Source organism: Roseateles sp. P1_C1_2 (genome assembly GCF_056406535.1).
In genome coordinates this window covers 139,736-154,233 of record NZ_JBFUAB010000013.1, presented here as the reverse complement: position 1 = coordinate 154,233, position 14,498 = coordinate 139,736, and the positions used below count along the sequence as shown (strand labels likewise).

Genomic DNA, 14,498 nt, shown 5'->3' with positions numbered 1-14,498 from the left:
GGGGGCGTCTTCAGGGAGCTGAGGTGAGGGGTCGGCGCAGATGGGCTGCCAGGCGCAGGGCCAGGGCGGCGATCGTCAGGCCGGTATTGGCGATGCCGCTGGCCGGAATCAGCGAGCCATCGCAGACATGCAGATTGCTCAGGCCGTGGACGCGGGCGTCGGCATCGCAGACGCCGCCTTCAGCATCGGTGGACAGGCGGGCCGTGCCTGAATGATGGGCTGCTGAGCGCAGCTCACGCTGCCAGCCGCTGAACACGCGGGAGCGCCGCGTCACCGGCGCCAGCCAGGCCAGCACATCCTGGACCGAGGCCTCGAGCTGGCCCAGGTATTCCTCGGGCAGTTGCCAGCGGCGGACCCGGACTTCGCCGCCACTGGACGGATCGCGTTCGCTCCAGATCGACAGATCGGCCGTCGTCGGCATCTGGGCGCACAGCAGCAGGGTGTAGTGCCGCGTCGGCAGATGGATGCCGAACTTGAAGGACAGGATGTCCAGGATGTCGTCCCAGTGACCGAACAGCCTGGCGTAGTGCAAGGGGTTCCACGGGCTGCGGCGCAGATCGTTCAGCACCGTGCCCACGCGCTCGCGACGGCTGTTGCGGTGGTAGTTGGCCGCGGGGCGCAGCTGGAAGGAGATATGCAGTCCGGCGCGCTTGACCACCATCGGCAGGCGCAGATTGCCGTCCGTGCCCGGCACGCGATAGTTCCAGAGCTTGTACAGCGGCACCGTGACTTCGACCTCGCCGACGAAGCCCATGGGATGGTCTTCGTAAAACGCCCCAGCATGACGCAAGGCTGGAAGCGCAGTCCGCGCCGCCAGCTTCTGCAGCAACACCGGTGACCCGAGCCCACCGGCACACAGCACGAACACGTCTGCGGCCAATTGGCGTTGTTGCCCGCCCTCCATCACGCTGAGACGGGCAATGCGCGATCCGGTCTCGTCCAGTTCGAAATCCACCGCATCGGCGCGCACCAACTCGACCCGGCCTTGCAGGCCCAGGCTGTCCCAGACATTGCGCGGCCAGCGTGGATAGTACAAACCCTGAAGCAAGCCCTCGGGCAGACCCAGGCCCAGGTATTTGCGGCGCAGCTCGGCGATGGCCGCCCGAACCGGTGTGAGGCCAACCCCGGCCAGCAGCGCAAAGGCCTGCTCATACCAGGCGTCAAGCGTCGATTTCGGGAACGGCCAATGGGTGGCGAAGATCTCTTCGTCGATTTCGATCAGCCCGTTGTGCCACAGCTGCGTCGTGCCGCCGAGGCCCGCGCCGACATGCGGTTCCGTGACGGCGGGAACGCCGGTATCCACGACCGGATAGCGCCGGTCATCAGCCGTGGCACCCCGCTCGACGAGCACCACCTCGTGGGAATCCAGCAGGGCATGCGCGAGCACGCATCCCCCCAGCCCGGCGCCGACGATGACGGCGCGGGGTTTCATCGCGGCAGCTGGCCCTTGGCGAGCAGCCATTCGCGGGACAGCACCAATCCCTGTTCGAAGTCGACACGCGGCGACCAGTCCAACAGCCGCTTGGCCTTGTCGTTGGCAAAGGTGATGGGGAAGGTTTCACGCCTCACTCGGCCCAACGGTGGCCACGGCGCCACGGGGGGCCGCCAGCCGGCCAGGCGCTTGAGCTTGCGCAGCACACGGGTCGGCAAGCCTCCCACCGGTTCCGGCGGGTGCGCCGCCCACCAGGCCTCGGCGTCGGCAGCGGAGCGGCTGACGAAGCGCGGGGACGGCTCCACCATGGCGGCGAAACCACGGATGAACTCGCCCCAGGTGATGGAGCGGTCCGCATTGATGAACATGGCTTGCCCGAGCGCCGCCGGGCTCACCAGCGCCGACGTGATCGCATCGCAGACGTCGTCGACAAACACCGCATTGCAGACGCCGCGGCCGTCATCGAACAGCGTCACTTCCCCGGCGCGCGCCTGTTCGAGCACCTGGCCTTCGAAATGACCGCCCAGGCCATAGACCACCGTGGGCCGCAGGATGACGGCCGCGAGGTCGCCGCGGTCGATGGCAGCCTGGACGATCTCTTCCTGCTCGGCCTTGGAATCGGAATAGCCCTCGTCGTAGCGGCCGATGCGCGCGGTGTCCTCATGCGCCGCTTCGACGCCGGGCCGCGGGCCATGGACCGACATCGTGCTGATGTGCACGAAACGACCCACCTTCTGCGCCACGGCCGCCTCGACGAGGCGCCGCGTCACTTCCGGGCCGCGATTGCCGTGCGCAAGATGGATGACGGCATCGCAGCCCGCCAGCGCCTGCGCGGCGGCTCCCGGCGTGGCCAGATCGGCGGCCACCGAAGCTCGCCCTTGCGCCCGCAGCGCGGCCGCCCCGGCCGCGCTGCGGGCCATGGCGACATAGGGCTGCCCGCCCTGGGCGTCCAAGCGCTCGCACAGACGATTGCCGATGAAGCCCGAAGCGCCCGTGATCAGGCAGCGCGTCGCGCGCGAGTTGGCATGGCTCATTCGTTGCAGACCGGCAATCAGGAAGAAGAGGGAGGTGGGTTCAGGCGGCACGATGCCCCCACCCCCGGCGGTCGGCGATCATAGGGGACCGAGGCAGCTGCCGGCGCCGGCGCTTCGCCCAACTGCGGGGAGGCTGGCGGGGCTATCCCGCGCCTTCGCGGACTACACTTCCGCGCCCCTTGGCTGCCCGCTCGACCGCAGAGCACGGCCGGATACCACGCCTGCACCCGGCAGCTTTCCGGTGAATCCGCTCGAATGTTCGAACCATCGCCGTCATCATCTGGATCCGAAGCCGCGCTGCCGTTCTCGCCTGGACGCTTGGGGTCCGGCCGTGCCTGAAGTGGTCGCAAGCCCGTCCATGTCAACCGATCAGCCAGTGACGGACACGCCGACCTGGCGCTGCGAGCCGCTCGATGCCGCGACGGGCCTGGGTGCCTATCGCGCAGCCTGGGATGCCCTCAACCAGCGCCTGATGGCTGGACACGGCATGCTCGACAGCGTCTTCGTTGACGGCCTGATCCGCCAATTCGGCGAGAACGGCGTGCTGCTGGCCCGCGCCGAGGTCGGTGGCGCGCCGGTGGCGATGCTGCTGTTGAGCGCGCAGGCGCGTGGCCTGGGCGTGTGGTGCAGCTTCATGCCGTCGCAGACCCAGATCGGTCCCAGCCTCGTCCCGCCCGGGTTGGATCTTCGCGGCCTGTTCCCGCTGCTGCCTGGCTATGCGAGCGAGCTCGACCTGCTGTGCAACGACCCCCGCTTCGGCGACTTGCGCGAGTTGCCCCGGCTGCCCGTGCAGAGCCAGCCGCACGCGCTGACGATGAGCGTGGGCCTGAAGGGCAGCTTCGACGACTACTGGGCTCAGCGACCGCGCAAGCTGATCCAGAACATGCGCCGCTACATGCGCCGGCTGCAGTCCGAACCCGGCGGGGAGCGGCTGGTGGTCGTCGGTGAGCCCGAGGCCATGGCGGCGGCCGTGGAGCGCTATGCCGTGCTGGAGACCAGCGGCTGGAAGGGCCGCGAAGGCACCGCCATCAGCAGCGACAGCCCGCAGGGCCGCTTCTACGCCGACGTGATGCGCGAGTTCGCGGCGCGTGGCGAGGCCCTGGTCTACGAACTCTGGTTGGGCGATGACCTGCTCGCCTCGCGCATGCTGCTGCTGCGCGACGGCATGGCCGTCATGCTGAAGACGGCCTTCCATGAGCAGTTCGAGCGCTTTGCGCCGGGCCGCATTCTGTTGCTGCGCACGCTGGAGGACCTGTTCGCGCGTGCGCCGGGTGGTGTCGTCGAGTTCTACACGAATGCCGAGGCCGATCTGCTCGCCTGGTCGACATCGCAGCGCTGGATCAACCACGTCAGCGTCTACCGCCACGCCGGCCTGCCGGCCCTGTACAGCCTGCTCAGGCGCGGCAGCCGCGGCTGGGGCCGGCGCAAGCAGCTCCGTGACGTCAACGCCAACGCCATGGTGGAGCGCAGCGGCGCCGCGGTCGAGCGCTTCAATCACCCGCGAGAACTGCCCGAGGACGCCATCGCTCTGCTGCTGCGGCGCGAGCAGGACTACGTCGAATTCGGCGCTGACTGGTTCGGCCTGTTGCGCGACACCGTCTTCCGCGAAACGCCGCAAGCGGCCTTCTATGTGCTGAAGCGCCACGGCCGCACGCTGGCAGTGCTGCCCATCGGCACCCAGCAAGGCGAGGCCGGCCCGGAGGTCGGCGCGCTGGCGAATTTCTACACCACGCTGTATTCGCCGGCCCTGGAGGACGACCTCGCAGCCGAGGACCTGCTGCCGTTGATGCTGGCCATGCGGCGTGATCACCGCGGCACGCCGGCCTATCGCTTCTGGCCGATGGACCCGCAGACGCGCGAGTTCCGGTTGCTGCGGGACGCGCTGCGCCTGGTCGGGCTGAGGCCCCGCGAGTATTTCGCGTTCGGCAACTGGTATCTGCAGGTCGACGGTGACTGGCAAACCTATCTGAAGAATCGCACCGGCCAACTGCGCAGCACCATCAAGCGCATGAGCAAACGCCTGGCGGGCGAGGAAAACGGCCGCCTGGAGATCATCCGGGACGAGGCCGACGCCGAGCGCGGCATCGCCGCCTACGAGGCGGTCTACGGCGCCAGCTGGAAGGTGCCCGAGCCTTTTGTCGAATTCATTCCCGGCCTGATCCGCCTGTGCGCCCGCCGCGGCTGGTTGCGCCTGGGCCTGGCCTGGATCGGCGACAAACCCATCGCGGCCCAGCTCTGGATCGTCAATGCCGGCCGCGCCCACATCTACAAGGTCGCCTACGACGAGGCCTTCAAGGCCATCGCACCGGGCACCCTGGTCACGGCCCTGTTGCTCGAAGAGGCCATCGAGCGCGACAAAGTCTCCGTGGTGGACTATCTGATCGGCGACGACGCCTACAAGAAGACCTGGATGAGCCACCGCCGCGAACGTTTCGGCCTCGTCGCCTACGACCCGCTGACGCTGCGCGGCCTCATCGGCCTGGCGCGCCAGGCCGTCGGCGAAACCTGGCGCCGGCTGCGCCCCAAAACGACGCCACCCCACGACAATTCGGCCGCCTGAATTCAACACGACAGCAAGAGATGCACGCCCAAGCCCTGCCGCCCGACACGCCCTTCGCCTCCGGCACGCCTCGCTTTGCCGACCGGGCCTCCGACGCCCTGGCTGCCTGGAGCCAGGCCTATGCCGCGCGCGGCACGGCCTGCGCGGCCGACGTGGGCGGCGAGTTCTCGGTGGCGATGAGCCTGCCCAGCGGCGGCACCTATCTCGCGGTCGACCGCTTCGCCGTGCACAGCCTCTGCTATGCGGTGCGCGACGGGCGCCTGCACTTCGCCACACGTGCCGATGACCTGGCCCGCCAGCTCGGCATCCGCGAGCTCGACACCCAGGCCCTCTTCAACTACCTGTTCCACCACTGCATCCCGTCGCCGCGCACCATCTACGTCGGCATCCACCGGCTGCCGCCCGCGCACTACGCGCTGTTCGAGAACGGCCAGCTGACGGTCGCGCCCTACTGGGTTGCGCGCTTCAACGAGCAGGCCAACCCCGACTTCGACACGCTGCGCGACGAGTTCCGCAGCATCCTGCGGGCATCGGTCAAGGACAGGCTGAGCGCCGATGGCAAGACCGCCTGCTTCCTGAGCGGTGGCACCGACAGCTCCAGCGTCTGCGGCCTGCTGCGTGAAGCGACCGATCGACCACCCGCCAGCTATTCCATCGGCTTCGAAGCCGAAGGCTATGACGAGATGGAGTACGCGCGCATCGCCGCCAAGGCCTATGGCGCCGACCACCACGAGTACTACGTGACGCCGGCCGACCTCGTGAAGTCCATTCCCGACGTGGCGGCCCACTACGACCAGCCCTTCGGCAATTCCTCGGCCGTGCCGGCCTTCTACTGCGCCAGCAAGGCCCGCGCCGACGGCTACACCCGCATCCTTGCCGGCGACGGCGGCGACGAACTCTTTGGCGGCAACACCCGCTATGCCAAGGAGCGCATCTTCCACGTCTACAGCCAGATCCCGTCGCCGCTGCGGGCCGGCCTGCTGAACCCGCTGTTCATGAACCCCGTCACCGGCAACATCCCGTTGCTGAAGAAGGGCACGAGCTATATCCGCCAGGCCCGCGTGCCGATGCCGGACCGGATGCAGAGCTACAACCTGCTGGATCGCCTGGGCCTGGCCAATATGCTGACACCGGCCTTCCTGGCCGCCGTCGATACCGATGGCCCGCGCCAGCACCAGCGTGCCACCTGGGCCGCCGGCCCGCGCGAAGCCAGCCTCGTCAACCAGATGCTCGCCTTCGACTGGCGCTACACGCTGGCCGAGAACGACCTGCCCAAGGTCGTCGGCACGACGGCCCTGGCCGGTGTCGACGTMGGCTTCCCGCTGCTGGACACGCGCCTGCTGGACTTCTCGCTGAAGCTGCCGACCAGCTACAAGCTCAAGGGCATGAAGCTGCGCTGGTTCTTCAAGGAGGCGCTGCGCGGCTTCCTGCCCGACGAGATCCTGACGAAGAAGAAGCACGGCTTCGGCCTGCCCTTCGGCCCGTGGGCGGTGAAGGACGCCGCGCTGAACGCGCTGGCTGCTGAGTCGCTTCGCGGCATCGCCGCCCGCGGCATCGTGCGTGCCGACTTCGTCGAAAGCCTGTTGACCGAGCGTCTCAAGGAGCATGCCGGCTATTACGGCGAGACGGTCTGGACGCTGATGATGCTGGAGCAGTGGATGCGACGCCATGCGCCGGACTACCGCATCGCCGCCTAACTTTTTTGGATACACGCCATGTCTGATCCTCGCCCCCTCGTGCACCTGATCGCCGGCGCCCGGCCCAACTTCATGAAGATCGCGCCGCTGCTGCGCGCGATCGCGGCCGACGGCCGGTTGCAGGCGCGACTGATCCACACCGGCCAGCATTTCGACAAGGACATGAATGACGTGTTCTTCCAGGAACTCGGCATCCCGACGCCGGACGTGCGCCTGAACTGCGGCGGCGGCACACATGCCGAGCAATCCGGCAAGATCATGATGGCCTACGAGGCCTGCGTCGCCGAGGACCGCCCGGCCTGCTGCCTGGTCGTGGGTGACGTGAACTCGACGCTGGCCTGCGCCATCGTGGCCAAGAAGGCCGGCGTGCCGGTGGCACACGTGGAGGCCGGCCTGCGCAGCGGTGACCGTGCCATGCCGGAGGAGATCAATCGCCTCGTCACCGATGCCATCACGGACTGGTTCTTCGTGACGGAGCCTTCCGGCCGTGCCCATCTGCTGCGCGAAGGCCAATCCCCGGACGCCATCCACGACGTGGGCCATGTGATGGTGGACAACCTGCTCTACCAGGCCGCCAAGCTGGGGCAGGATTTCGACACCACCACGCTCGAAAGCGATGCGCTGAAGCGCCAGCTGGGCCGCTACGCGGTGGTCACGCTGCACCGCCCCAGCAACGTTGACGGCGAAGCCAATCTGCGGCGCGCAGCCGGCGTCGTCAATGCACTGGCCGCCGAGGTGCCCGTCGTCTTCCCGATGCACCCGCGCACCCGCAAGAACCTGGAGGCGCTCGGCGTGGCGCTGGCGCCCAACGTGCATGTGCTGGGCCCTCAGCCCTATATGTCCTTCCTGCACCTGTGGAAGGATGCCGTCGTCGTGCTCACCGACAGCGGCGGCCTGCAGGAGGAAACAACCGCCCTGGGCGTGCCCTGCGTGACGATGCGCGAAAGCACCGAGCGGCCCGTGACCGTGGACGAGGGCAGCAATGTGCTGGCCGGCACCGACCCGGCGCGCGTGCTCGAAGCCTGTCGCGATGCGCTGGGCGGGCGTGCCAAGGCCGGGCGTCGCCCCGCGCTCTGGGACGGCCATTCGTCGGAGCGCATCGTCGAGGCGCTGGCGGCGCGTCTGAACGCCTGAGGCGCTCCCCGGCGCGGTGGCTGCGCCGGCTTGGCGCTTACTTGAGCCGCTGCAGTACGGCCGGCACGATCAGTGCAGCGCCATGCATGCTGAGGTGGTTGCTGTCGAAGTAGAGCGGGCTGTCGCCTTCGAGCAGGCGGCAGCGCTCGCCCGAGCACAGCTGCTCTCGCACTGATACACGCGTGGCGCCGCCCTGCGTGGCCAGACGCTCCACCATGGCCAGTGCGGCCGCCTGCCGGTGGTCGTACTGCAACGGCGTCTGGCCTTGAGGTTCCAGTTCGTCGCCGCGCCGCCAGCGCAAGGCCAACGCGGCCGGGACCGGGTAGTGATAGGTCGGCACGGGGTCCAGCAGCAGCACCTGCTTGCCGGCGTCGCGCAGGCGCTTCACGCTCTGCGCAAGGCCGGCCTCGAAGGCTGCCGCGTCGGCGCCATCTATATACAACTCGTATCGCGCCGTCAGAAGCACTGCGTCGACGCTCTCATCGCGAATGATGTGCTCCAGCAAGGCCCGATTCACKGCCTCGCAGCGCCCCCGGCCCGGCACGGCAAAGCTCAATGCTGGGGGGCAGCTGGAGCTCGTCAGTTGCGAGACGCGGTGGTCAACCGCTTGGTCGCCCAAGGCGCGAGCGATCTCGACCCCATGGCTGTCGGCCCAGACCACCAATGTCTTGGTCGCCGTCGGCGGGCCGAACAGGCAGCGCGCGTTGTAGTCCAACCAACGGCTACCGGACGAGTGGCAGCGCTTGCGGTCCGGGCTAGAGTCGTCCGCGCCCGCCCGCAGCAGCGCGTCGCGCCCTGGCTGCGCGGCGCGATGGTCCGACGCCAGCGTCAGGCCCCAGGCGCCAGCCAGGCTGAGAAGGATGGTCGACGCGCCAGCGAACAGCAGCACGCGTTGTGGTATCGCCGCGTGGCGCACCGGTGCCTCGACCCAGCGCAATGAGGCCCAGGCCAGCAGCACGGACGCCGCGACGGCCACGGCTGCCTGCAGGGCCGTGGGCTCGTCCAGCAACCAGTGCCGCGCCAGCACCAGCATGGGCCAGTGCCAGAGGTAGAGCGAGAAGGACTGCGCGCCTATCCAGCGCAGTGGCGCTACCGACAGCCAGCGCGTGGCATGGCAGCGCCCGGTTTCACCGACCCAGATCAGCGCCGCCGTGGCCAGGCAGGGCCATAGCGCTGACGGGCCGGGGAAGTCGTGTTCTGCCCGCAGCAGCAGCAATGCGGCCACGAGCGCCAGCGATGCCGTCAAGCCGACGACGTCATTCACCCAGTCGGGGCGCGCCATGCGTCCACCACCTCGGCTCACCCACCATGCCAGGACAGAGCCCGTCATCAGCTCGAACGTGCGCGCCGGCGCGGCGTAGAACGCGAGGTCGGGGGCATAGGGCATCAGCCGCAGGCAATAAGCCAGTGACACGGCACCGATACCCAACAGCACCCAGCCGATGAAGCGTGGCGCAAATCGCCATAGCAAGGCCAGCAACGGAGGAAAGACGATGTAGTACTGTTCCTCGACAGCGAGCGACCAGGTGTGCAGCAGCGGTTTCAGTTCGGCCGCGCTTTCGAAATAGCCAGTCGTTCGATACAACTCGATGTTGGAAACGAACAGGCCCGTGGCGCCCAGCAGTCGCGCGAATTCACGCAGCGGCTGCGGCTCCATTAACCATAGGCACAGCGGCCCGACGATGGCCAGCATCGCGAACAAGGCCGGGAAGATGCGCCGGATGCGCGCTGCGTAGAAGGACGCAATGCTGTACTTGCCGGCCGCCAGGCGCTGCAGCAGCAGCGTCGTGATGAGGTAGCCCGAGATCACGAAGAAGATGTCCACGCCGACGAAGCCGCTGGGCAGCAGCGCGGGCCAGGCATGGAACACCACCACGGGCACGATGGCCAGGGCTCGAAGGCCTTCGATGTCGGGGCGGAATTTCATCTGTGATGCAGCGTCTCCGCCTTACTAATGGCTCGCCTCAAGCACGGGCTGAAGCGCCCGCTTCGCCAGCAACCGCGATCCGGCCATGCTCAGATGATTGTTGTCGAGGTACAAGCCCTGGCCATCCGTGCCGATGACGGCACAGCGCCCTTCGCCGCACAGGGCGGCGTCGATCGCGATGCGCTGCGCGCCAGTGGCCGCAGCCACGCGTTTCAACGTCGCCAAGCCCGGGCTTTCAGCACGGAGGTAGTCGCCGCTCGGCATGCCGAACGCCGCAGGATCTTGGCCGCGGTGCTCGTATTGGGCAAGCGCGGCTGGCACCGGATAGTCATAGGTCGGCACGGGATCCAGCAGCCAGACCTGCTTGCCGGCGTCCACCAGCGCTTGCGCGGCCTTCTGCAGCCCGCGTTCGAAAGCGTCAGCCGACTTCGGGTCTCTCAGGTAGGCGGATGTACGGCTGACGACCAGTACACGGTCCACTTTGGCATCAGCCATGAGGCCGGCCAACACCGCGTCGTTGTGTTTCTCACAGTAGAAACGGCCAGGAAGCGCGAAGCCGAGCGCCGGTGGGCAAGCTGCGGCCGTCATCACGGCGAGGCTGCGACTAGGCTCAAGCGACTCTACCAGCACATGACCAATCTCCACGCCATGGCTGTCGCCCCAGACGAAGAGTTGGTGTGGTGCATCGGCAGAGCCGAACTGACAGCGGTCGACGTAGGCGACCTGTACTCGCTCGCGCGTATGGCAGCGCTCGCGGCTAGGGCTGTGGTCGACCGCTGACGCCAGCAGCTTGTTGGCTGGCGACGGTGCCTCAGCCGCAAGTCGAGCGGCAAACAGTAGGCCGCCCGCCAGCAACAGGCAGGCCGCGATGGCGGCAGCGCCCGACAGCAGGAAGCTGCGCTGGCTCCAGGACGCATGGCGCACCGGCGCCTCGACCCACCGCAGCGACGCCCAGGCCAGGCCGACGGCCAACAGCACGGCCACTCCCGCCTGCAGCGCGTCCGGATGGCCCAACAGCAGATGGCGTGCAAACACGAGCATGGGCCAGTGCCACAGATAGAGGGAGAAGCTCAAGGCGCCGATCCAGCGCAGCGGCGCCAGCGCCAGCACACGGCTGGCGAGGCTCCCCTCCCCTCGCCCGGCCTCGATCAGCGCGGCCGCGCCCAGACAGGGCCACAACGCCGTCATGCCGGGGAATGAGGATTCCGGCGTCAGCAGCAGGCAGGCCGACAGGATGGCCAGCAGGCCTGCCAGGCCGAGCACTTGCCGCGCGCCGGCCGACAAAGGTGCGCGACCGCTGGCGACGCGCACGGCCAGCAGCGAGCCCACCATCAACTCGCAGGTGCGCGACAACGCGGAATAGAAGGCCAGCGCGGCGTCGCTACCGATCAGGTACTGGGCATAGGCCAGCGACAGCAGCCCCACGCCCGCCAGCACCAGGCCAAGGGCGCCGCGTGCCCAGCGGTACAGGGCCGCCAGCAGCAGCGGGAAGACGATGTAGTACTGCTCCTCCACCGCCAGCGACCAGGTGTGCACCAGCGGCTTGAGCTCGGTCGCGCCTTCGAAATAACCCGTGGTGCGGTAGAGCTCCAGGTTGGATGCGAACACGCCCGTCGCGCCGAACACGCGCGCGAGCTCGCTCATTGCCTGAGGCGCCAGCAGCAGCCACGCCGCCGGCACGATGAGGGCCAGCATGACGAACAGCGCCGGGAAGATGCGCCGGATGCGCGCCGCATAGAAGGAGGCGATGCTGTAGGTGCCGGCCTGCAGCCGCTGCAGCAGCAGCGTCGTGATCAGGTAGCCCGAGATCACGAAGAAGATGTCCACACCGACGAAGCCGCCGGTCAGCAGCGCTGGCCAGGCATGGAACACCACCACGGGCACGATGGCCAGGGCTCGCAGTCCTTCGATGTCGGGGCGGAATTTCATGCGCGAGGAATCAGCTCAGCGCATGCGCTAGCGCCGTGACGGCATGGCCCTGCCGACCATCCCCCGCAACTTCAGGAAAACCGGGTCGCGCGTCAGCGGATGTCCGGCCAACAACAGGCCAGGAATCCACGTCAGCATGCAAAGCAGGATCGCCAGCGCAAACGCACCGGCAGGCATGGGCGTGCTGCGTTCAAGGCCGTAATGCCAGGCAATCGCCATCGGCGCCGCCAGGCTGACCACAGCCGCCAGTGCGCTGCGTGCCAGATTGCGTGCCCAGGCGCGCCAGTGGGTGTGCATGAATCGCGCCTTGGCCGCGTACAGCAATGGCACCTGCAGCAGCAACGCCAGCAGCAGCGCAATGGCGCAGGCGAGCATGGAGCGGAACCACAGCGCCGCCACGATGACCATGGCCGCCCGCAGCGGCTGCCAGAGCAGTTCGACCTTGGTCAGCAGGTCGATCCGGCCGGCCGCCAGCATCAGCGGGTTGATCAGGTTGGCCGTGGCTGCCACGGCCCCGCACAGGCAGTACCAGGGCACCAGCGTCGCGGCGGCATCCCACTGGCTGCCGAACAGCAGCCTCAGGGTTTCGAGCGCGTAGAGGCTGACGAAACCGTAGAAAGGCCAGGCGGCCGCCGTGACATGGGTGACGCCCATCATGTACTGGGCCTCAAGATCCTGCCCCTCGCGCACGGCCTTGGCGTAGGCGGGATAGGCCACGTTGCGGATGGCCGTCATCACGTCACGGTGGAACAACTGCATCAGCCCCTGCGCCTTGCTGAGGATGGCAACGGGCTCGAAGCCCATCAGCTTGCCGACGGCAAGATCGTTCACGTCCATCGAGATGGAGGTGATCACGCCGGTCAGCGAACTCTGCGCACCAAAGCCCAGCAGGCGGCGCCACGCCTTCAGGTTCGGCCTCAGCCTGGCGCTGTCGGGGCGGGCGATCCATGCCCCCACGCAATTGGCGGCGTTGGTGACCACGGAACCGATGGCCAGCGACATCACGCCGTGGCCGGCCCATGCGAGCCCGATGCTGACGATGGCGCCCAGGGCCGCGCTGGACAGGCCGATGACCGCCAAGGCCCGGAAGGCCATCTCGCGCCGCAGCAGGGCCAGCGTCACTGTCGCAAATGGCAGCAGCAGGAAGTTGAGCGAGCAGACCCACAGGGTGTCGCGCACCAGGTGCTCCCCGTAGAAGCCAGCGATGGCAGGCGCCGCAACGGCGACCACCAGGAACAAGCCCCCGCCCAGCAGCAGCGACAGCCCAAAGGCCGTGCTCAGCGAGTCCTGCTGGAGTTCCTTCTCCTGGATGACGTAGTTCACCACCCCGAAGTCGCGCAGCACCTGAGCGACGCCGATGACGGACAGGCTGACCGAGAAGATGCCCACCTGCTCCGGCGACAGCAGCCGTGCCAGCAGCACATTGCTGCCCAGCGCAATGACGATGCTGAGCCAGCGTTCGATGAACGAGAAAGCCAGCGCCCGGCGAACGCCTTTGCCGCTGTCGGTCACCCCGCGACCGCCTTGTCCAGGATGCGTGCCATCTGTTGGGCCGTGGCGGCTCGCGTGTAGGCGAACACGCGCTCGGGACGCGGCGTCGAGAAGCCCGTCAGGCCCCGGCCGGCGCACAGGTCGGCCAGCACGCCGGCGGCGGCTTCGACATCGTCAGGCAGGACCAGCCGGCCGCCGCCCACGTCTTCGATGACCCGCGCCACTTCGCTGCCCGGCAGCGTGGCGGCCAGGATGGGGCGGCCGCTACCGACATATTCGAACAACTTGCCCGGCAGGGACGCCATGGCGAAGAAGCCGTTGGACACGGGCAGGAAGACCATGTCCGACTCGGTCATCAGGCGCAGCGCCGTCGCGTGCGTGACGCGCCCATGCTCGTGCACGATGTCCTGCACGCCAAACTCTTTTGCAGGGCCAGGCGGGAAGCCGGCCGTGTCGACGCGCAAACGCTCCAGGCCGGGCGCACCGCTCTCCTTCAAGCGCTTCAAAGCCTGGTAGAGCAGGTCCGGCCCGTAACCCGGCCGCCAGACGCCGGTGTAGCTGACGCGCACCAGGCCATCGCCCGGCGGCGCCGGCAAGCCGGCAAAGTCGGCGGGCACGAAGCCGTTGGTGATGCACTGCATGTCATCACGGCCGTTGTCCTTCTGCATCGTGCGCGTCAGCGTCTCGGTGGTCGTGACCACGGCCGCAGCCTTGGCCGCGGCCATGCGCTCCAGCCGCGGACTGAACCAGCGCTGCAGCCGGCTTTCCGTCTCCCAGGCCACCGTGTTGCTGGGTCGCCAGGGGTCGCGGTAGTCCAGCACATAGGGAAGGCCAGTGCGCTTGGCGACATCGTGCGCCACCAGGAAGGAGGTCCAGGGCGAGCCCGTCGCCAGGATGGCGTCGAAGGGCGTCTCGCGATGCGCCTGCAACGCCGCTGCCACGGCTTCGCTGCGCCAGGTTGCGGCATCGTCGGGGACGGCCCACAACTGGTCCAGGCGCCAGGTCAGCCCTTCGACGACGCGCTGACGCAGGCTGGTCGGCACCAGGCGGCCCAGGTTGCGGGCCCAGCGGCCGCTGGCATGCGGCACCGGCAGCACGCGAGTGCCCGGCCTGACCTCGTCCAGCAGTTTGTCGTCGCGGTCTCGCGGCTTGGGGTTGGCAAACGAAATGACGGTCGGCTGCCAGCCATAGTCCGGCAGGTTGTTCGCGAACTCGAGTGAACGGCGCGTTCCCGAATTCGCAAACGGCGGGAACATATAGGCGATGAAGAGCAGCGAACGCATGGGAATTCTTT

The 14,498-nt window shown here is 68.1% G+C and carries 9 protein-coding genes; 3 read left to right on the top strand and 6 right to left on the bottom strand.

The window, feature by feature from the left end; translation table 11 throughout:
• Positions 1-10: 10 nt before the first annotated feature.
• Positions 11-1,432, bottom strand: coding sequence for a GMC oxidoreductase (locus AC1D2H_RS14655; RefSeq protein WP_478011460.1), 1,422 nt, complete (start codon positions 1,430-1,432; stop codon positions 11-13).
• Complete coding sequence (locus AC1D2H_RS14650) at positions 1,429-2,517, bottom strand: NAD-dependent epimerase/dehydratase family protein (RefSeq protein ID WP_478011459.1); 1,089 nt, start codon at positions 2,515-2,517, stop codon at positions 1,429-1,431. Before AC1D2H_RS14650 ends, AC1D2H_RS14655 begins: the two co-directional genes overlap by 4 nt.
• 307 nt (positions 2,518-2,824) lie before the next feature.
• Between AC1D2H_RS14650 and AC1D2H_RS14645 the strand changes: the two genes are divergently transcribed.
• Genes AC1D2H_RS14645 through wecB form a run of 3 tightly spaced genes read left to right on the top strand, consistent with a single transcriptional unit; the run spans position 2,825 to position 7,857 of the window.
• On the top strand, positions 2,825-5,026 hold the full coding sequence (locus tag AC1D2H_RS14645) for a GNAT family N-acetyltransferase (RefSeq protein WP_478011458.1): 2,202 nt from the start codon (positions 2,825-2,827) through the stop codon (positions 5,024-5,026).
• Positions 5,027-5,046: 20 nt separating this feature from the next.
• Entirely contained in the window at positions 5,047-6,723 is a 1,677-nt protein-coding gene (locus AC1D2H_RS14640) for an asparagine synthetase B family protein (RefSeq protein WP_478011457.1), read from the top strand.
• Positions 6,724-6,741: 18 nt separating this feature from the next.
• On the top strand, positions 6,742-7,857 hold the full coding sequence (gene wecB / locus AC1D2H_RS14635) for a non-hydrolyzing UDP-N-acetylglucosamine 2-epimerase (RefSeq protein ID WP_478011456.1): 1,116 nt from the start codon (positions 6,742-6,744) through the stop codon (positions 7,855-7,857).
• A 37-nt stretch (positions 7,858-7,894) separates the two neighbouring features.
• On the opposite strand, the gene AC1D2H_RS14630 is transcribed toward wecB, so the two are convergent.
• Genes AC1D2H_RS14630 through AC1D2H_RS14615 form a run of 4 tightly spaced genes read right to left on the bottom strand, consistent with a single transcriptional unit; the run spans position 7,895 to position 14,487 of the window.
• Positions 7,895-9,784 (bottom strand): acyltransferase family protein, encoded by a 1,890-nt coding sequence (locus tag AC1D2H_RS14630; RefSeq protein WP_478011455.1) that lies wholly within the window; start codon positions 9,782-9,784, stop codon positions 7,895-7,897.
• 24 nt (positions 9,785-9,808) lie between these two features.
• A complete protein-coding gene (locus tag AC1D2H_RS14625; RefSeq protein ID WP_478011454.1) occupies positions 9,809-11,713 on the bottom strand; it encodes an acyltransferase family protein in 1,905 nt (634 codons plus the stop codon).
• Positions 11,714-11,740: 27 nt separating this feature from the next.
• Entirely contained in the window at positions 11,741-13,225 is a 1,485-nt protein-coding gene (locus tag AC1D2H_RS14620; protein WP_478011453.1) for an oligosaccharide flippase family protein, read from the bottom strand.
• The gene (locus AC1D2H_RS14615; RefSeq protein ID WP_478011452.1) at positions 13,222-14,487 is read right to left on the bottom strand and encodes a glycosyltransferase; all 1,266 of its coding nucleotides are present in this window, start codon (positions 14,485-14,487) and stop codon (positions 13,222-13,224) included. Before AC1D2H_RS14615 ends, AC1D2H_RS14620 begins: the two co-directional genes overlap by 4 nt.
• Positions 14,488-14,498 lie beyond the last annotated feature (11 nt).